Genomic DNA, 19,132 nt, shown 5'->3' with positions numbered 1-19,132 from the left:
ATTCGCACATGAACGATATCGACCAGCTTCGCATCGCCTTCACCGCCGGCCTGCTGCAGGCCGGGCGGCAATGGCGGCGCACCGCCGAGAGGGAGCTCGAACAGCTCGGCGTCTCGGAAGCCAGCGCTGCGCCCCTGTTGTGGATCGGCCGTCTAGGCGGCGGCGTGCGTCAGGTCACGCTCGCTTCTTACGTCGGCATCGAGGGTCCTTCGCTGGTGCGCCTGCTCGACCAGCTTGCCGCCTCCGACCTGATCGAGCGCCGGGACGATCCGACCGATCGCCGCGCCAAGACCGTCTGGCTCACGGCCGCCGGCGAAAAGCTGAGTGCCAGGATCGAGGCCCTGCTGGTCGGGGTGCGCGACCGCGTGCTGGCCGACATCAGCAAGGACGACCTCAAGGCTGCACTGCGCGTGCTGAAGGCGTTCGACGAGGCCCGCGCGCCGGTGCCGGAGGAGGCAGTCCCGTGACCTTGCCGTCCTGGCGGGACTGGCTGTTCTCCGGCAAGGCCTTCCTCGCTTCCATGCTGGCGCTCTACATCGCTTTGGCGTTCGATCTGCCGCGGCCCTATTGGGCGATGGCGGCGGTCTATGTCGTCGCCAATCCGCTGGCCGGCGCCACCAGTTCAAAGGGGCTCTACCGCGCGCTCGGTACGCTGATCGGCGCCAGCGCTGCGGTGTTCTTCGTGCCGCTCTTCATCAATGCGCCGGAACTGCTCAGCCTCGTCGTCGCGCTGTGGACCGGCTGCCTGCTCTACATCTCCATGCTTGACCGCACGCCGCGCAGCTATGTCTTCATGCTGGCCGGCTACAGCCTGCCGCTGATCGCGTTGCCCGTCGTCGGCACGCCGGAACTGATCTTCGACACCGCGGTGGCGCGCAGCGAGGAGATCATCATCGGCATCGCCTGCGCCAGCATTGTCGGCGCCGTGGTGTTTCCCAGCAGCGTCGGCACCGCACTCTCCGCGCGCCTTGCCACCTGGCTGGACGATGCCGCCTCATGGGCCGACGAGATACTGCGCGGGGAGGGCGCCATTCCGGCGACACCGCTGCGCCGGCAGAAGCTCGCCGCCGACATTGCCGGGCTCGACCTCGTCATCAGCCAGCTGGCCTATGACGCCGCCGCCCGCGATGTCGTGCGCCACGCCCGCGAATTGCGCGGCCGGCTCCTGATGCTGCTGCCGCTATTCTCTTCGCTTGCCGATCGGCTGCACGCGCTGAAGGATGCGGAAGGCCGGCTGCCGGATGGTCTCGCGCCGCTCCTGCTGGAAGCCGCCGCCTTCCTGAAACACGGCGGCGATGTTGAACGCGCCACGCCCGACCGGCTGCTCGCCTGCATCGCCGTGCTGGAGCCGAAGGACCGTGCCGCGTGGGACGACATGATCTTGTCGAGCGCGCTGGCACGGCTGAAGGAGATCGTCGATCTCTGGCAGGACTGCCTCACGCTGCGCGACGAAATCGCCAAAGGCGAGTCCTCGGGCCGCTGGCGGCCGGCGTTCCGCCATCGCCGCGTCGTCGCCCGCTCGCGCCACTACGATCACGGCCTGCTGCTGTTCTCCGCCGGCACAGTAGTGGTGGGGACGCTGGCCGCAAGCCTGATCTGGATCCAGATCGGCTGGGCCAATGGCGCCAGCTTCGTGATGATGACGGCAGTCGCCTGCTCCTTCTTCGCCGCGCTCGACCGGCCGGCGCCGCTGATCCGCTCCATGTTCATCTGGTGCACGGTCAGCCTGGTGATCTCCGGCATCTATCTGTTCGGCATCCTGCCGCTGGTCCATGACTACGAGATGCTGGTGGTGGTGTTCGCGCCGCCCTTCCTGCTGCTCGGGCTCATCATTCCGAAGCCGCAGTTCAACATGCTGGCGATGCTGCTGGCGGTGAACACGGCCTCGTTCGTCGCCATGCAGAACCGCTACGGCGCCGACTTCACCACCTTCGTCAATGAGGGCATCGCCGCCTCCGCCGGCGTCGGCTTCGCGCTGGTGTGGACGCTGATGACCCGCCCGTTCGGCGCCGAGCTTGCGGCCCGTCGGCTGGTCTCGGCCGGCTGGAGCGACCTCGCCGAGACCGCGGCCGGTTCGCGCCGCAAGGACCAGGACAAGCTCGCCGGCCGCATGCTCGACCGGCTCGGCCAATTGGTGCCGCGCCTCGCCGCGATCGAGGATCGCGAACTGGCGAAGATCGATGGGTTTGCCGAGGTCCGCATCGGCTTCAATATCATCGAATTGCAGAAGGAGCGCGACCGGCTCGGCGCCGAGGCCGCGCAGGCGGTCGACGGCGTGCTCGCCGGCGTGTCCGAGCTCTACCGCGAGCGCGTCACGAGCCGCCGGTTGGTCGAGCCCTCGGCCGCGCTCTGCGCGCGCATCGACGAGGCGCTCGCCGCGATCGGTGCGCGCGGCCGTCCGGCGCGCGACGCGCTGGTCGGCCTGCGCCGGGTGTTCTTCCCCAACGCGCCCGGCCCCTCCGGGGACCATGCGCCGCGTGAAGTCGCGCCCCTGCTGATGGCGGCGGAATAGGTACGACCATGACCGGCGAAATCGACATTTACGGCGTCTACGTGCCCGGCCTGCTGGCTTTGATGCTGGCGACGCTGCTCATCAGCCTCGTGGTGCGGCGGGCCCTGGCCTGGACCGGGGCCTACGCCTTCGTCTGGCATCGCGGCCTGTTCGACGTCGCGCTCTACATCGTTCTGCTCGGGGCAATGTCCTCGCTTTCCCAGTGGTTGCTGTCATGAAGACCCCGTTCCGAAGTCTCGTCCGCCTCACCGTCACCCTCGCCATCCTGGTTGCGGCGCTCGCCGCCGGGCGCGAATTGTGGGGGCACTATATGGACGACCCCTGGACCCGCGACGCCAAGGTGCGGGCCGACATCGTCGGTGTCGCCCCGGATGTGTCCGGCTTCGTCAGCGAGGTGCTGGTGCAGGACAATGTGCCGGTGAAGAAGGGCGACGTGCTGTTCCGCATCGACCGCGCCCGCTTCGCCATCGCGCTGGAGCAGGCGGAGGCCGCGCTCGCCGGCCGCAAGGCGACGCTCGACCAGGCGACCCGCGATCGCACCCGCTATGAGCAATTGAAGGACGTCGCCTCGCAGCAGAAGATCGAGCAGATGCGCGCCGGTGAGGCCGAGACGCAGGCCGCCTACCGGCAGGCCATGGCGGATCGGGATCTGGCGCGGCTCAATCTCGAGCGCTCCGAGGTGAAGGCCTCGGTCAATGGCGTCATCACCAATCTCAGCCTGCGCCCCGGCGACTATGTGAATGCCGGGCAGGCCGAGGTGGCGCTGGTCGATACCGACTCGCTGCGGGTCGAGGGCTATTTCGAGGAGACCAAGCTCTCCCGCATCAAGGTCGGCAATCCAGTGTCGATCAAGCTGATGGGGCAGTCGGCGGTGCTCGCCGGCCATGTCGAGAGCATCGCTGCCGGCATCGAGGATCGCGAGCGCACCGTCGGCAATGGCTTGCTGGCCAACATCAACCCGACCTTCAACTGGGTACGCCTCGCCCAGCGCGTCCCGGTGCGCATCGCCTTCGACACCGTGCCGGACGATGCCCGCCTCGTCGCCGGCCTGACCGCGACGGTTGCCGTCGCCAACTAGCCGCAAAACGCCGCCCGGAGAGCCAGTGGAACTCGCCGGGCGGCGCAGTCGCCCCCGAAGGCGTAAAGCCACAAGGCCCCCGCCGGCCGGAATATGAAGCAAACCGGCTACCGCGCATACATCATTTGATCGGTCGATAAATCGTCCGGCGGGCCGCCAACGCGCGCCCGACACAAGCAAACTCTGGACTTGTCCGATGGACGACAGAATCCTCCGGGGCGCTGTCGCTAGCATTCCCGACCAGAGGTGATGCGTGGATCGAGGGGGCGGAGACCCCCTGGCGCAGCGCCTCCAAACGCCAATCCGTCTTGTCACGCGGGCGCTTGTCCGCGCGAGCCGGGGCCTGGAGGGAACAATGAAGCTAACCAAGGCGCTCGCCTGCGCGCTTGCCGTCTTCAGTGCCGGCGCGCTCGCCACCACTGCATCGGCGGACGACTATCCCAGCCGGCCGATCCGCTGGATCATCCCCTATAATCCCGGCGGGGCGACCGACGCCTCCGCCCGCATCCTGCAAATGGCGATCGAGCAGGACAAGCTGCTGCCGCAGCCGGTGGCGGCGGTGAATGTCGGCGGCGCCGGCGGCTCGATCGGCGCGCGGCAGGTCAAGGACGCCCCGCCCGACGGCTACACCATCCTGATCCACCAGTCGGCGATGCTGATCCAGGACGCTGCCGGCATCAGCGACTTCGGCTACAGGGATTTCGAGCCGATCATCTCGATCAACCGCCAGTGCATGGTCGCCGGCGTGATCGATTCCAGCTCCTACAAGACCTACAAGGAGCTGATGGACGCCGCGGCGGCCAAGCCGAAGAGCGTCATCTGGGGCGGCAATATCGGCAGCGCCAACCACATGGCGATCGCCGTGATGGAGAAGGCCACCCCCGGCGCCGAGTTCAAGAAGGTGCAACTCGGCGGCGCGGCGGAATCCTATGCCGGCCTCAAGGGCAACATCATCAATGTCGGCAATTTCGGCGTCGGCGAGATCGTCTCGTTCCGCGGCGGCGGGCTGCGTCCGCTGGCGCTGCTCGCCGAGAAGCGCGACGCCGCCATCCCCGACGTGCCGACGGCGCGCGAGCTCGGCTATGACGCGGTGTTCTGCAACGAGCACAATCTCTATGCGCCGAAGGGCACGCCGCCCGAGCGGGTCGCCCTCCTGGTCGAGGTCTTCACGAAGGCGCTGGCCAATCCGAACGTGCAGAAGGAATTCCGCGAGAAGCTCGGCATGACCACCGATCTAAAGACCGGGCAGGCCCTCAAGGACCATCTCGCCGCCGAGCTCGAGCGCCTGAAACCGATGACGCAGAGCATGAAGCCGAACTGAGCATCCTCGTTTCGCGGCAGGGCGCGCACCGCCCTGCCGCCTCTCATGTCGCATGCATGGAAGAACCTCATGAGCAAGGCCCTGAAGGATGCCGGCGTCCTTCTCGCGATCATCTTCGCGTCCGCGCTGGTCTATTGGGATTCCCTGAAGCTGCGCGCCGGCACCTATGATCCGCTCGGCTCCGGAACCATGCCGCGGATCGTCGTCGGCATCATCATCGTACTCAGCCTCATTGCTCTGGTGCAGGGCTTCTTCAACTCGCGCCCGGCGCCGCAGCCGCTGCTGTTCGAGGGCGAGGAGGAGTTCGATCGCCGGCCATGGCTTGCCGTGACGATCTTTCTCTATCTGGTCGGCTGCATCGTGCTGCTCGCCTTGCGCGTGCCGTTCGGCATTTCCAGCTCGCTGTTCCTGTTCATCTCCTGCCTCTCGATCAAGAAGTTCGATCCGAAGTCCATCCTGCCGGCCGCGGCGTGTTCGCTCAGCGTCGGCTTCGGCCTGACCTACCTGTTCGGCTCGCTCTTCGGCGTCGACCTGCCGTGACCGACGGCTCCAGCATCTTCACATCGAAGCGGAACTGACCATGGAAGGTTTCCTCGCGGCCTCTCTCGAGGTCATGTCGCCCGGGACGATCCTGTATCTCGTCGGAGGTACCGTGCTCGGCGTCATCCTCGGCGCCATTCCCGGCGTCACCGGCGCCATGGGCATCGCGCTGCTGCTGCCGCTGACCTTCTACATGACGGTCAACAACGCGCTGACCATGATGGTGTCGATGTATGTCGGCGCCATTGCCGGCGGCCTCGTCACCGCCATCCTGTTGCGCATACCCGGCGAGCCGTCCTCGATCGTCACCACGTTCGACGGCAACCCGATGGCGCGCAAGGGCCAGCCGGGCCGCGCGCTCGGCTACGCGGTCGGCGCCTCGCTGTTCGGCGGCCTGGTCTCCTGGGTGGGGCTGGTGACGCTCACCTATCCGCTCTCCGAGATCGCGGTGCGGCTGCGCCCGTTCGATATCCTTGCCCTGGTGATGATGGCTCTGGTGCTGATCGCGGCGCTGGGGCAGGGCTCCATCATCAAGGGGCTGATCTCCGGCCTGCTCGGCATATTGGTGTCGATGCCCGGCACCGATCCCTCGACCGGCACGCTGCGCCTGACCTTCGGCATCCATGATCTCGATGCCGGCTTCTCGACGCTCTCGGTACTGATCGGCGCCTATGCGGTGGCGCAGGTGCTGTCCGACCTGATCGAAGTCGAGCGCAAGGTCGAGACGGTGAAGACCACGGCGGGGAGCATGTGGATCAGCCTGCGCGACTGGAAGGAGCAGTGGTGGAACCTGATCCGCTCCTCGGTCATCGGCACCTGGGTCGGCATCATGCCGGGCATCGGCGCCACCGTGGGCTCGCTGATGGCCTATACCGTGGCGAAGACCAGCTCGAGGACCCCGGAGAAGTTCGGCACCGGCCATCCCGCCGGCATCGTCGCCTCCGAGTGCGGCAACAACGCCACCGTCGGTGGCGCGCTGGTGCCGCTCATCGCCATGGGCATTCCCGGCAGCGTGACCGACGTGTTCCTGCTCGCCGCGCTGGTGATCCATGGCCTGCAGCCGGGCCCACTGCTGTTCAACGAGCATCCGGAGGTCGTCTATGTGATCTTCGCGGCATGCCTGATCTCGCACTTCGTGCTGTTCATCATCATGACCGCTGGCATCCGCTATCTCATCAAGCTGATGACGGTGCCGGTCTGGTATCTGTTCCCGATCATCCTGCTGTTCTGCGTCATCGGCTCGTTTGCCGACAATAACCGCGTCTTCGATGTCTATGTGATGCTGGCCTTCGGCATCATCGGCTTCTGCATGGAGAAGACCGGCTTCGCGCTCGGCGCCTTCGTCATCGGCTTCGTGCTCGGCCCGATCACAGAGAAGAGCCTGCGTGCCGGCCTGACGCTGTCGGACGGCTCCTGGCTCGACATCTTCATGCATCCGATCTCGGCGATCTGCGTGGTGCTGTCGGCCGGCATGTTCATCTGGTCGCTGCGCTCGCAACACCGGCTGAACCAGCTGGCCGCGCGCGGCGTGGCGCAGACGGAATCCGCTGCATGAGCCGGCTGGACCGCTGCTACGACCTCGCCGACATGCGCGAGGCCGCGCGCCGTCATCTGCCGCGCGGGGTGTTCGATTTCATGGACCGCGGCGCCGAGCGCGAGCTGGCCATGCGGGAGAACGTTGCCGCTTTCGAGCGGCTGAAGCTGCGCACCCGGTTCCTGGTCGGGCTCGAAGAGCGCGACATGGGCACCGAACTGTTCGGCAAGCGCATCCCGATGCCGCTCGCTATTGGCCCGACCGGCATTGCCGGGCTGTGCTGGTACCAGGGCGAGCTGGCGCTGGCCAAGGCCGCGGCGGCCGCCGGCGTGCCGTTCACGCTCACCGGCACCTCCATCACCTCGATGGAGACCATCGCCAGGGAGGCCGGCGGCCGGCTGTGGTTCCAGTTCTATCTGTGGAAAGAAGAGGAGCTGTCGTTCGAGATGGTCGAGCGCGCCCGCAAGCTCGGCTTCGAGGCGCTGGTCGTCACCGTCGATACCGCGCTCGGGCGCACCCGCGAATATAATGACCGCAACGGCTTCACCGATCCGATCTCGCTGAATCCGCGCTTCATCGCCGACATGATGCTGCATCCGCGCTGGCTCGCCGGCGTGATGGGGCGCTATGCGCTCACCACCGGCATGCCGCGCCACGAGAATTATCCGGCCAAGTACCAGCGCCGCATCACCACCGCTTCCTCGACCGGCCCGGCCAACAGCCTCTCCATGACCTGGGACCATATCGGCCGCATCCGCCAGTTGTGGCCAGGACCGCTGATCGTGAAGGGCATCATCAGCGGTGACGACGCCCGGCGCGCCGTCGACCAGGGCGCCGACGCCGTCGTCGTCTCCAATCATGGCGGGCGGGCGCTCGACAGCAGCGCCGCCACCATCGACATGCTGCCCGAAGTGGTGCGCGCGGTCGGCGATCGAACGACCGTGCTGCTCGACAGCGGGGTGCGCCACGGCAGCGATGTGGTCAAGGCGGTCGCGCTCGGCGCCAAAGCGGTGCTGATCGGGCGCGCGACGCTCTATGGCATCGCCGCCGGCGGGCAGGCCGGCGCCGAGAAGGTGCTGAGCCTGTTCGCCACCCAGTTCGAGAAGAACATGGGCTATGTCGGCTGCCGCCGCGTGTCCGAGCTGAGCCCCGACATCTTCGCCTTCCCGCACCGCGAACCAGAGAGCGAAACCCCGTGAAGATCACCGAGCTTCGCGTCCATCCCCTTAGCGCGCGCTTCGACAAGGTGTCGTGGACCGCGCACGAGCCGTTCGACACGGCGCACCTGGTCCTGGTCGAGGTGCATACCGACAGCGGCCTCGTCGGCATCGGCGAGATCGCCACCGGCCCGCAATCGACGGTCTGCGCGATGCTGGAGATGATGGCGCCGGTCATCAAGGGCATGGACCCGCTGGCGCCGAACGAGATCTGGCAGCGCCTGTTCTCCATCACCGTGCCGCGCCCGGGCGGCATCGGCCCTTGGGACGGCTTGCCGACGCCCTTGCCCCGAAATCATCGCCCGCAATTCATGGCGGCGATGGCCGGCATCGACATCGCGCTGTGGGACATACGCGGCAAGGCGGCGAACTTGCCGGTGTTCCGGCTGCTCGGCGGCACCCGCACCGAGGTCTTCACCTATGCGGTCGGCGGCTTCTATGTGGAGGGCGAGTCCCCGTTCAATTGCGCCGACGAGCTCGCCTCCTTCGTCGCCAAGGGCTTCCCGGCGGTGAAGCTGAAGACCGGCGCGCTGTCGCTGGCCGACGAGGTGAAGCGCGTGCGCCTGGTGCGCGAGGCCATCGGGCCGGACGTGCTGTTGATGCTCGACCTGAACGCGCCGGTCGATGTCGAGGGCTGCATCCGCTTCTCCCATGCGGTCGAGCCCTATGACATCTTCTGGCTGGAGGAGCCGCTGCACTGGTATCTGCAGCCCTCGGACTTCGTCCGGGTGGCAAACGCCACCAGTATCCCGCTGGCGCAGGGCGAGCGTGAATGGCACCGCTTCACGGTGCGCGAATTCATCGATTCCGGCGCCATCCGCTATGTGCAGTTCGACTGCACCCGCTATGCCGGCTTCAGCGAAGCGCTGCGCATCGCGCAATATGCCGAGATGAAGGGCGTGATGGTCGCGCCGCACACCGCCGCCCACATCCACGCCCACCTGGTCTCGGCGCTGGGCGACGCCGCCTTTGCCGCCGAGTCGGTCGGCAATGAGGGCATGCACCCGATCCATCACCGCATCTTCCATGGCGGCGCGCATTATCGTGACGGCCGCGTCCATCTCACCGAAGCGCCGGGCTTCGGTATCGAGGTCGACTGGCGCGAGGTCGAAGCGCTGAGGACGCCGCGATGAGCCTCGACGTGATCGCGACGGGGCTGCTCTTCCCCGAGGGGCCGATCGCCTGCGCCGACGGTTCCATCCTGCTGGTCGAGATCGAGCGGCGCTCGGTGACGCGGGTGCGGCCGGGCGGCGGCACCGAGATCGTCGCGCAGCTCGGCGGCGGTCCGAACGGCGCGGCGCTCGGGCCGGACGGCGCGCTCTATATCGCCAATAATGGCGGCTTCCTGTTCCAGAAGGTGTCCGGCTTCAACCGCACCCGGCCCGGCGTGCCGGAAGGCTATTCCGGCGGCTGGATCGAGCGGCTCGATCTCGTCACCGGCGCGCACCAGATACTGTACGACCGCTGTGGCGACCATCTTCTGGTCGGGCCGAACGACATCGTGTTCGATGCCCATGGCGGCTTCTATTTCACCGATTTCGGCAAGATGTATCCGCGGCACCGGATGAATGGCGGGCTCTATTACGGCATGGCCGACGGCTCGCGCGTCGTCGAGGTCGCCTATCCGATGATCACGCCGAACGGCGTCGGCCTCTCGCCGGACGGTTCGCAGGTCTATGTCGCGGAGAGCGAGACCGGCCGGCTGTGGGCGTTCGATCTGGAGGCGCCGGGCGTGATCCGGCGGCACGGCTTCCCGTCGCCCAATGGCGGCCGGCTGGTGTGCGGCCTGCCGGGCTACCAGCGCTTCGACAGCATGGCGGTGGAAGCGAACGGCAACATCTGCGTCGCCACGCTGATGGCCGCCTGTATCAGCGTCATCAGCCCGGCCGGGGAGGTGGTGAGGCAGGTGCCGACCGGCGATCCCGTCACCACCAATATCTGCTTCGGCGGCCAAGACCTGACGACCGCCTACATCACGCTGGCCGGCACCGGACAGCTCGTCACCATGCCCTGGCCGGAAGCCGGGCTACGGCTCAACTATGGCTGAACCGAAGCCGGGCTACGGCATTGGCAGGCTGAACGCTACTGGTTGTAGGAGGGCTTGCGGCGCTCAAGGAACGCCGAGATGCCTTCCTTGTAGTCCGGCCCTTCCACCAGCGCGACGCTCTTCGCATGAGCCGCGGCGCGGCCCTCGTCCCAGCCGAGCTGGTCGATGAGATTGACGCTCTGCTTGATCGCCCGCACGGCCGATCCGCTCTTGGTCGCGATCAGCTCGGCGATCTCGATCGCCTTTGCCAGCACCTGTTCCTGCGGCAGGAGATGATTGATGAAGCCGGCCTTGTCCATTTCCTGCGCGGTGAAGCGGCGGCCGGTCAGCACCATCTCGCGAATGAAGCTCACCGGCAGGTTAAGCCGGTTGAAATAGGCGCCGCCGCCGCCGGTCAGGCCGCGATCGACCTCGGGCATGGCGAAGAACGCGGTATCGGCCGCGACGACGATGTCGCTGAAGCTCGCGAACACCATGCCGCCGCCGATGGCCGGCTTGGTGATGGCCGCGACGGTCGGACGCGACAGATTGTAGAAGCGGTCGGTGACGCCTTCGACATATTCATGCCGGTCGCGTCGCGTTTCTGCAGTCAGCTTGAGAAACTCGTGCAGATCGGCGCCGCCTATCCAGGCGCGTGCGTCTTCGGCACAGGCAAGCACCACGGACCGGATATCCTTGGCGCCTTCGATATAGGCGATCAGCTTGTCCAAGCTTTCATAGACCTGCCGTGACATCGCATTGACCGGCGGACGGTCAATGGTGACGATCGCCACGCCGTTATTCACCTTGAGGCGGAAAAACTCGAAACTTGGCAGCTGCGCGGTCATTGATGCTATTCCTCGTAGAACTATCGGTGTCGTCCGCGTGGGCCCGCAACTGGCGCGCCGCGGCATCCACTGTCGACACTTTAGATGATAGTCCACGCCGCCGATAGCGGGAAGGCGGTGTTGCGCAGGCTTCCGTCGACATAATGTCGTACCGTCGTGCTGCGCGCGCAGTCGCCGCGGCCCGTGTTCCCACTTAGACGAAGAACGCCCGGAACCTCGCCAGCGTCTCCTCCGGCACTTCCTCCGGGATGAAGTGGCCGCTCACCACCGCGCCGCCCTCCACATGGTTGGCATAGTCGCGCCAGACCACCAGCGCGTCGTTGAACACCGCCTGGGTGTGGCTTCGCACGCCCCACATGATCATCAGCGGCACGTCGATCTTGGTGCCGAAATCGGCATCGTCCATTTCGAGATCGACGGTGGCGCAGGCGCGGTAGTCGGCGCAGGACGCCATGATCATCTTCGGATTGAAGCAGCGCACATATTCCGCCCACGCCTCGTCGGTGAAGACGCCGCGGGTATTGCCCGGCAGCACCATGAGCTTCTGCAGGAACTGCTCCGGCGGCACCGACGCCATCATCGCTTCGGGCAGGCCGCCGGTCTGCGCCATGAACACCCAGTGCCAGGACTTCAGCGCCCAGGTGCGCGACGCGTTGTGCCAGACATGGCGGCTCGGCAGGATATCGAGGATGGCGCATTTGATCACCGTGTCCGGATGATCCTGGATCAGGCGATGCGCGGTGCGCCCGCCGCGATCATGGCCGGCCAGGAAGAACTTCCTGTAGCCGAGCTTCTCCATCACCTCGATCTGGTCCTGCGCCATGGCGCGGAACGAATAGTTCGCGCACTCGGCATCCGGCTCCGGCGCCGAGCTGTCGCCATAGCCGCGCAGGTCGGTGGCGATCACATGGTAGTCCTGCGCCAGCTCATCGGCGATCTTGTGCCAGCACACATGGGTCTGCGGGTTGCCGTGCAGCAGTAGCAAAGGCGGGCCTTCGCCGCCGTGCCGCACGCGGATGCGCGCGCCGCTGGTGTCGATGAAGGTGTCGGTGAACTTCTCGAACATGGGAGCGCCCCGCTGCTATTTGGTTTCCACCGCCTGTTCGCCGGCGGTGGGATCGAACTCGTCCATCACGGTGTGCTTGCGGGCCCTGAGATAGATGGTCAGCACCAGGGTGAGCAGCAGGATGCCGAGGCTGATCGGGTTCTTGAGGAAGACCATGGCGTTGCCGCCGCCGATGATCATCGAGCGGCGGAAATTCTCCTCGAGCATCGGCTCCAGCACCATGGCGAGGATCAGCGGCGCCGGGTTGCAGCCGAGCAGCTTGAAGATGATGCCGAGCAGGCCGAAGCCGGCGGCGAGCGCGAGGTCGAACCAGGAGTTCTGCACGCTGTAAACGCCGATGCAGGAGAAGGCGATGATGGCCGGGTAGAGCATCTGGAACGGCATCATCAGCAGGCGCACCCATAGGCCGATCATTGGCAGGTTCAGCACCAGCAGCATCAGATTGCCGATCCACATGCTGGCGATCAGGCCCCAGAACAGTTCGGGGTGGTTGGCCATGACGCCGGGGCCGGGCGAGATGCCCTGGATCTGCAAGGCGCCCAGCATCAGCGCCATCGCCGCGCCGGCCGGGATGCCCAGCGTCAGCATCGGGATGAAGTGAGTGATGGCCGCGGCATTGGCGGCGGATTCCGGTGCCACCACGCCTTCGATCGCGCCCTTGCCGAAACGCGAGGGATCCTTGGCGATGCGCCGTTCCATGGCGTAGGCGGCGAACGAACTGATCAGCGGCCCGGTGCCGGGGAAGATGCCGAGGATCGAGCCGAGGATGGTGCCGCGGGTGATCGGCTTCCACGAGCGTTTCAGGTCGTCGCGGGTCGGGATCAGGCTTTCGATCTTGGCGTGGACGCGCGCGGTGCGGGTCTCCGAGCCGAGATATTCGATGATCTCGGTGAAGGCGTAGAGGCCGACCGCGACGGCGACGAAATTCACGCCGTCGGCGAGGTCCGGAATGCCGAAGGCATAGCGCTCGTCGCCGGTCGTCAGGTCCATGCCGACCGCGCCGAGCAGCAGGCCGAACATGCACATGCCGAGCGTGGTCAGCAGGTTGTTTTCGGTGAGCACCGAGGCCATGACCAGCGCCATGACGATGGTGGCGAAATATTCGGTCGGCCCGAACATCAGCGACAGCGTCGAGAGCTCGGGCGACAGCGCGGCGACGATGAGGAAGCCGACGCAGCCGGCGCAGAACGAGGCGATGGCGGACATGGCCAGCGTCGATCCGGCCTTGCCCTTCTTCGCCAGCGGGTGGCCGTCGAGGCAGACCACCACTGCGCTCGGCTCGCCCGGCATGTTCAGCATGATCGCGGTGGTCGATCCCGCATGGTGCGAGCCGTAATAGATGCCGGCCAGCATGATCAGCGAGCCGATCGCCGGCATCTGGAAGGTGAGGGGGATGAGCATGGCGATGGTGGTCACCGGCCCGATGCCGGGCAGCACGCCCACCACGGTGCCGATGGTCGCCCCGATCAGGCAGAAGGCGAGGTTCTGCGGCGAGAGGGCAACGTGGAAGCCCATTGCGAGGCTGTAAAGAATATCCACCTGGATGATCCTCGTTTCGCGGCTTCTACCAGAACAGCTTGATCGGAAGTTGGATCAGATAGATGAAGACGCCCCAGGTCATCAGTAGAACGACAAGATATATTATCGTTATTTCAATCGGGTGCCGCAGGACCCGCGAATAGCAGGTGGTGAGGACGAGGGCGAGCAGCGACAATGCCAGCCCGTAATTGTCGATCAGCAATGCGGCGATGACGACGCCGGACAGGATGAAGAACACCGGGACCAGCGACAGCCGGTCGATGCGGATGATCTCGCTCGCGCGGAAGCTGAGTACGACCGAGCTGACGCCGACCAGGAGAAGCCCGATGCCGAGCAGCATCGGGAAATATCCGGGGCCCATGGATTTCACGGTGCCGAGCGGCAATGGCAGCGTCCACAGCGCTCCCGCGCCCGTGGCGGCGAAAAGCAGGCCGGACCAGAATTGCTTGCTGTCCCGAATCTCGAACATGGCGCTGTTCCCGGCCATCAAACTTGCGGCGCGGCGGTGTAGCCGGGCTTTGGCAGCCGGGGCACCACGATCCAGTCGCCTTCCGCCAGCGGCTGGTCCAGCAGGAAGCGCTGCATGTTGCGGAAGGCGTGCTCGGCCATCGGCGCGATGTGGTCCAGCACGCCGCCGGCGCAATGCGGCGTCAGTGTCGCGCTGTCCAGGGTGCGCAGGGGCGAGTCGGCGCGCAGCGGCTCCTTCTCGAAGGTGTCGCAGGCGGCGGCCAGCAGATGCTCGGATTGCAGCGCGGCGATGAGCGCGTTCTCGTCGATCAGTTCGCCGCGGGCGGTGTTCACGATCACCGAGCCGGGCTTCATCCGCGCGATGGCACGCGCATCGATGAGGTGCGTGTTCGATTTGCCGCCGGGTATGTGCAGCGTGAGGATGTCGCTCGACGCCAGCAATTCCTCGAAGCCGACGAACTCGGCGTTGAGGGAGGCGGCGACGTCGAACGGGCCTTTCAGATCATAATAGATGATCCGGACATCGAAGCCCTGCAGGCACTTCGCCACCGCGCGCCCGATATTGCCGAAGCCGAGGATGCCCACCGTCTTGCCGGCCAGCTGGCGCGTGTGCAGGCGCAGGCTGGCGGCGTCCCACTTGCCCTCGCGCATCGAGCGCTCGGCCACGGCGAGGCGCCGCAGCGAGGCGATGATGAGCATGATGGCGTGCTCGGCGACCACGCTGGCATTGGCGCCGGCGGTGATGGTCACATAGATGCCGTGCCGGTCGGCGGCCTCCAGGTCGATCTTGTCGACGCCGATGCCCCATTTCTGGATCAGCCGGAGCTTCGGCGCGTTCGCCATCATGGCGTCGGTGACGTGCGAGACGCACATCACGAAATCGCTCTGCGCGATCAGCGCCGGCGTGGTCTCGTCGGGCTTCTCGGCGAACATCAGCTCGAAGCCGGGCGGCGCCAGTTCGAGCACCACCTTCTGCGCGACATCGTCGAACACGAAGCCGAGGCAGGCGACCTTCACGGTATTGGGAGTCATGACCGATCTCCGGATGGTGCCGAGAATGGCTCTAGCGCCCCGAGCGCTTGAACTTCTGGAAGGAATGGGGAGTGAGGGGCGCCAGGAAATCGACAGCGCCGCCGCGCACGATCACTTCGCCGACATAGAGGTCGCCGCAGGAATCGCACCACAGGCCGTGCGGGGCGATGAAATTGCCGGGCTTGAGCGGATCCGGGCCGCCGAAGCGCGCCACCACCTTGCCGTCGGGATCGCACACCGTAACGCGGGCGATCGGGTCATGGCCCGCCGGCGGGCATTGGCAGGCCTTGTCATGGACGTGGTAGCCGATCGGCTTGGCCCAACCGAGCTCGGCGATGTGGATGAAATCCTGGTCGTCGATGAAGATGTCGTTCGGCCGCCCGACCCAGTTCCACGCATTCAGGAACACGCCATCGGCGGTGAAGATCTGCACCCGGGAATTCTCGCGGTCGGCGACATAGACGCGGCCCGAACTGTCGACCGCGACCGCATGCACCAGATTGAACTGGCCGGGGCCGGTGCCCGGCTGGCCCCACGAGGTCTTGTGCTTGCCGTCCGCCGAAAAGCGATGCACCCGGGCATTGCCGTAGCCGTCGCTGATATAGAGGTCGCCGTTGGGCGCCTTGGCGACATTGGTCACGCGGTTGAACGGCTGGCCGCCATAGAGCACCGGGCTGACGCCGATCTCATAGCCGGTCTGCGAGGCGACGCCCGGCTCGCCGAGCATCATCTTCAGATTGCCGTCGGTATCGAAGATCCGCACCGTGTGGTCGGCATCGTCGGTGAGATAGACGGTGTCGTCCTTGTCGATGTAGATGCCGTGCGGGCTGGCGAAGATGCCCTTGCCCCAGGCGTTGAGGAACTTGCCTTCCTTGTCGAAGACGATGACCGGGTGCTCGCCGCGATTGAAGACATAGACGCGGTCCCTGGAATCGACGGCGACGCCGCAGACCTCGATGAAGGACCAGCCTTCGGGAAGCTGCTGCCACCCTTGAATCACCTCGTATTCGAACTTGTGCGCTCCGTAGGCCATCGGCAATCATTCTCCCGCATCCCGGTGGCCGCAGGCGGCCCGAGTGCAATGCTCTCGATCAAACGTGTCGTGGTTGGCTCTGCGTATCGGTGCGCAGCGCGTCCGGCTGCGCACCGTCGTTCCGAAGTAGTCCGGCGCGATCAGCGCAGCTTGAAGTCGATGGCCTTGGCGATGTCGCCCCACCGCTTCAGGTCGTTGACGACGAACTGCTTGTAGTCGTTGCCGGTGAGGCCGAGCGGCTCGAGGCCCATCGTGTGAAGGCGGTCGACGGTGGCCTGCTGCTTGAGCACCGCCTGCACGCCGTCGCGCAGCTTGGCGACGATGTCGGCCGGCGTGCCCGCCGGGGCGAACATGCCGTAGAACAGGTCCTCGGTGAATTGCGGGTAGCCTTCCTCCGCCATGGTCGGCACGCTCGGCAGCAGCGACGTGCGCCCCTTGCCGGTGGTGGCGATGGCGCGGACCGTGCCGCCTTCGACATAGGGCGCGGTGCTGGAGGGCGCGGCGGTGCCGAAATCGGCGTGGCCGCCGGCGACGGCGACGACGGTCTGCGCGCCGCTGTCATACGGCACATGGTTCATCTCGACGCCGATCTCCTTGGCGATGTAGGCCGGCAGCAAATGTCCACCGCCGCCCGCGCCGGAGCTCGAATAATTCATCTGGCCGGGATGGGCCTTCGCGTATTCGACGAACTCCTTCATGTTCTTGATCGGCAGCTTCGCATTCACCGCCAGGATCAGCGGATAGGCGGCGAAGGTCGAGACGAACTCGAAACCGTCGGGAATCTTGTAGGGCACGGTCGGCTTCACCGCCGGCAGGATGCTGATGCCGTCGGACGAGGCCCACAGCAGCGTGTAGCCGTCGGGCGGGGACTTGGCGACGAAGTCGATGCCGATCTGCGAGGAGGCGCCCGGACGGTTGTCGACGATGACACTCTGGCCCCAGGCCTTGGAGAGCGCGTCGCCGACGATGCGGGCGGTAAGGTCGGTACCGCCGCCCGGCGCGAACGGCACCACGATGCGGATCGGCTTGTTCGGATAGTCGCTCGACTGCGCGTTGGCCGGCACGCCCCACAATGCAGCGATCGCCGTCAAGGTGGCCGCAAGTATCGCCTTCATAAGGATTTCCTCCAGATCGGTTCTATTGGCAGCTCTTCGGCCGCTATGATTATTGGGTCCCGGTGTTCCGTACCGCGAATGCTCGCGATGTCTTGGCCTTGATGGCGTGATGCGAATGGTTCGAGGCGGGGGCACGATAGCGCGTTCCCAATCCCGGAAATGTCGCCTCAACGACAGTGGGCGCGGCGCTGACGGCGGCTGATAGCCCGACCGAAAACTCCGATTGGTCCTCATCCCCCGGATCAAGTCCGGGGATGAGGGTGGATAGGGGAGCGCAACTCCGAGAAACGCCGCGCCGGACCGCTCATGTCGCCCAGGCGACAATTGCTGGAGGACGGCCCGCTTATTTTCCGCAACGCCCAGACCCCTCGGGAGGCTGCCATGGGGCGGCTCGCTCGCCTGCGGCGCGAGCACGTGGCCGGTCGCGAAGAATGAAGCAATCACAAATGAATAAGCTCGGGAGGAACACTGTGGGAAAACGGAATTCTGGCACGCGGAACGGCACCGGCTCCGCCGTCACCCGCCGGCAGGCGCTTGCACTCGCGCTCGGCGGAGCCGGCGCGCTTGCCGTCTCGAAGCGGGCGAGCGCGCAGGTCGCCTCGCCGGCGGTGCGCAAGAAAGTGAAGCTTACCTTCTGGAACTGGGCCGACAACCCCAATCACCAGAAGATCTCGGTCGACTCCGTCGCGATGTTCAACAAGTCGCAGGACTTCATCGAGGTCGAGCTCGACGCCAACATGGCGGTGATGGAGGCCCGCAAGAAACTGGTGGTGTCCTATGCCGCCGGCGCGCCGCCGGACGTGATCAACACCATCCAGTACTGGGTGCAGGACTATTTCGACAACGGCATCCTCGAGCCGATCGAGGACCGCTTCAACAAATGGGACGAGAAGTCCGACTTCTTCCCGAACATCATGGAGCAGACCCGCTCCAAGAAGGGCCAGCCCTTCCTGTTCCTGCCGCAGACCAGCATTCCCTATTTCCTGTATTATCGGGCTGACTGGCTCAAGGCCGCCGGGCTGAATCCGCCGGAGACCTATGACGAGTTCATCGCCACCGCGAAGGCGATCTCCAACCCGCCGGACCGCTACGGCTACGCCATGCGCGGCCAGACCGCCTCGGCGATCCAGATCATCTTCCCGATCTGGGCCAGCGCCGGCGTGCAGTTCGCGACCCCGGACGGCACGGTTGATTTCGACTCTCCCGCCGGTATCGCGGTCACCGACAAGTGGCTCGGCATGGCGTTGCGCGACAAGTCGGCCCAGCCCACGGCGGCCACCGACGGCTATCGCGAGCTTTATGCGCTGATGGAAAAGGGCCGTTGCGGCATGTGGTCTTATGGCCCCCATGCGAGCCCGGCGCTGATCACCGCGCTCGGCGACGCCATCCAGGGGACGCAGAACCCGCGGGTGCTGGACAAGCACTACATGATCGCCAATCCCGAAGGCCCGATGATGGTCTCCAGCTGCAAGGAGAAGGACGCGGCCTGGGAGTTCATGAAGTTCATCGCCAGCGGCGACGCGGCGATGCTGTTCACCGCCAACCGCATGGTGCCGCCGGTGCGCACCTCGCTCTCCAAGCGGCCGGTGTTCCAGGACAACCGCTTCATCCGCATGTCGCTGGACCATCTCGACACCTGGTGGACGCCGCCCTACGCCCATCCGCACTGGACCAACTTCCAGGACAAGATCCCGCCCTACTGGCAGGAAGCGGTGAAGGGCAACATCACCGCCGCCCAGTTCAACCAGCAAGGCGCCAAGTTCCTGCGCGGCGAGGCGTGAGGAGCGGTTCGTCATCCCCAGG

At 66.1% G+C, this 19,132-nt stretch carries 18 protein-coding genes; 11 read left to right on the top strand and 7 right to left on the bottom strand.

Going from position 1 to position 19,132, the window contains the following annotated elements:
• Window positions 1–8: 8 nt before the first annotated feature.
• The 10 genes from G3545_RS11225 (at window position 9) to G3545_RS11180 (ending at window position 10,249) form a co-directional block, all read left to right on the top strand.
• The gene (locus tag G3545_RS11225) at window positions 9–467 is read left to right on the top strand and encodes a MarR family transcriptional regulator (RefSeq protein WP_170012561.1); all 459 of its coding nucleotides are present in this window, start codon (window positions 9–11) and stop codon (window positions 465–467) included.
• A complete protein-coding gene (locus G3545_RS11220; RefSeq protein WP_170012559.1) occupies window positions 464–2,512 on the top strand; it encodes an FUSC family protein in 2,049 nt (682 codons plus the stop codon). The genes G3545_RS11225 and G3545_RS11220 overlap by 4 nt, the downstream gene beginning before the upstream one ends.
• Before the next feature lie 8 nt (window positions 2,513–2,520).
• Window positions 2,521–2,730 carry a DUF1656 domain-containing protein gene (locus G3545_RS11215; RefSeq protein WP_170012557.1) on the top strand — a complete coding sequence of 70 codons (210 nt, stop codon included), beginning with the start codon at window positions 2,521–2,523 and terminating at the stop codon, window positions 2,728–2,730.
• On the top strand, window positions 2,727–3,590 hold the full coding sequence (locus tag G3545_RS11210) for an HlyD family secretion protein (RefSeq protein WP_170012555.1): 864 nt from the start codon (window positions 2,727–2,729) through the stop codon (window positions 3,588–3,590). Before G3545_RS11215 ends, G3545_RS11210 begins: the two co-directional genes overlap by 4 nt.
• Window positions 3,591–3,945: 355 nt before the next feature.
• Window positions 3,946–4,911, top strand: coding sequence for a tripartite tricarboxylate transporter substrate binding protein (locus tag G3545_RS11205; protein ID WP_170012553.1), 966 nt, complete (start codon window positions 3,946–3,948; stop codon window positions 4,909–4,911).
• A 69-nt stretch (window positions 4,912–4,980) separates the two neighbouring features.
• A complete protein-coding gene (locus tag G3545_RS11200) occupies window positions 4,981–5,451 on the top strand; it encodes a tripartite tricarboxylate transporter TctB family protein (RefSeq protein WP_170012551.1) in 471 nt (156 codons plus the stop codon).
• A 40-nt stretch (window positions 5,452–5,491) separates the two neighbouring features.
• Window positions 5,492–7,006, top strand: a complete 1,515-nt coding sequence (locus G3545_RS11195; protein ID WP_170012549.1) for a tripartite tricarboxylate transporter permease — start codon at window positions 5,492–5,494, stop codon at window positions 7,004–7,006.
• The gene (locus G3545_RS11190; protein ID WP_170012547.1) at window positions 7,003–8,184 is read left to right on the top strand and encodes an alpha-hydroxy acid oxidase; all 1,182 of its coding nucleotides are present in this window, start codon (window positions 7,003–7,005) and stop codon (window positions 8,182–8,184) included. Before G3545_RS11195 ends, G3545_RS11190 begins: the two co-directional genes overlap by 4 nt.
• Entirely contained in the window at window positions 8,181–9,335 is a 1,155-nt protein-coding gene (locus G3545_RS11185; RefSeq protein ID WP_170012545.1) for a mandelate racemase/muconate lactonizing enzyme family protein, read from the top strand. Before G3545_RS11190 ends, G3545_RS11185 begins: the two co-directional genes overlap by 4 nt.
• Window positions 9,332–10,249: an SMP-30/gluconolactonase/LRE family protein gene (locus G3545_RS11180; RefSeq protein ID WP_170012543.1), complete on the top strand. Its 918-nt coding sequence runs from the start codon at window positions 9,332–9,334 to the stop codon at window positions 10,247–10,249. The genes G3545_RS11185 and G3545_RS11180 overlap by 4 nt, the downstream gene beginning before the upstream one ends.
• A gap of 35 nt (window positions 10,250–10,284) precedes the next feature.
• Here G3545_RS11180 and G3545_RS11175 read toward each other — a convergent pair whose 3' ends face one another.
• The 7 genes from G3545_RS11175 to G3545_RS11145 form a co-directional block, all read right to left on the bottom strand.
• On the bottom strand, window positions 10,285–11,076 hold the full coding sequence (locus G3545_RS11175; RefSeq protein WP_170012541.1) for an enoyl-CoA hydratase/isomerase family protein: 792 nt from the start codon (window positions 11,074–11,076) through the stop codon (window positions 10,285–10,287).
• 193 nt (window positions 11,077–11,269) lie between these two features.
• Complete coding sequence (locus tag G3545_RS11170) at window positions 11,270–12,142, bottom strand: alpha/beta hydrolase (protein WP_170012539.1); 873 nt, start codon at window positions 12,140–12,142, stop codon at window positions 11,270–11,272.
• 15 nt (window positions 12,143–12,157) lie between these two features.
• Window positions 12,158–13,681 carry a tripartite tricarboxylate transporter permease gene (locus G3545_RS11165; protein WP_170012537.1) on the bottom strand — a complete coding sequence of 508 codons (1,524 nt, stop codon included), beginning with the start codon at window positions 13,679–13,681 and terminating at the stop codon, window positions 12,158–12,160.
• 25 nt (window positions 13,682–13,706) lie between these two features.
• Window positions 13,707–14,150, bottom strand: a complete 444-nt coding sequence (locus G3545_RS11160) for a tripartite tricarboxylate transporter TctB family protein (protein ID WP_170012535.1) — start codon at window positions 14,148–14,150, stop codon at window positions 13,707–13,709.
• A gap of 17 nt (window positions 14,151–14,167) precedes the next feature.
• Window positions 14,168–15,181, bottom strand: coding sequence for an NAD(P)-dependent oxidoreductase (locus G3545_RS11155; RefSeq protein WP_170012533.1), 1,014 nt, complete (start codon window positions 15,179–15,181; stop codon window positions 14,168–14,170).
• 31 nt (window positions 15,182–15,212) lie between these two features.
• On the bottom strand, window positions 15,213–16,214 hold the full coding sequence (locus tag G3545_RS11150; RefSeq protein ID WP_170012531.1) for a peptidyl-alpha-hydroxyglycine alpha-amidating lyase family protein: 1,002 nt from the start codon (window positions 16,212–16,214) through the stop codon (window positions 15,213–15,215).
• Between the two features lie 140 nt (window positions 16,215–16,354).
• Window positions 16,355–17,329: a tripartite tricarboxylate transporter substrate binding protein gene (locus G3545_RS11145; RefSeq protein WP_170012529.1), complete on the bottom strand. Its 975-nt coding sequence runs from the start codon at window positions 17,327–17,329 to the stop codon at window positions 16,355–16,357.
• 470 nt (window positions 17,330–17,799) lie between these two features.
• Between G3545_RS11145 and G3545_RS11140 the strand changes: the two genes are divergently transcribed.
• The gene (locus G3545_RS11140; protein WP_170012527.1) at window positions 17,800–19,110 is read left to right on the top strand and encodes an extracellular solute-binding protein; all 1,311 of its coding nucleotides are present in this window, start codon (window positions 17,800–17,802) and stop codon (window positions 19,108–19,110) included.
• Window positions 19,111–19,132 lie beyond the last annotated feature (22 nt).

The organism is Starkeya sp. ORNL1 (genome assembly GCF_012971745.1).
Taxonomy (GTDB): Bacteria; Pseudomonadota; Alphaproteobacteria; order Rhizobiales; family Xanthobacteraceae; genus Ancylobacter.
Note: the sequence above shows the minus strand (reverse complement) of the source record. Positions and strands in the feature narration are given on the sequence as shown.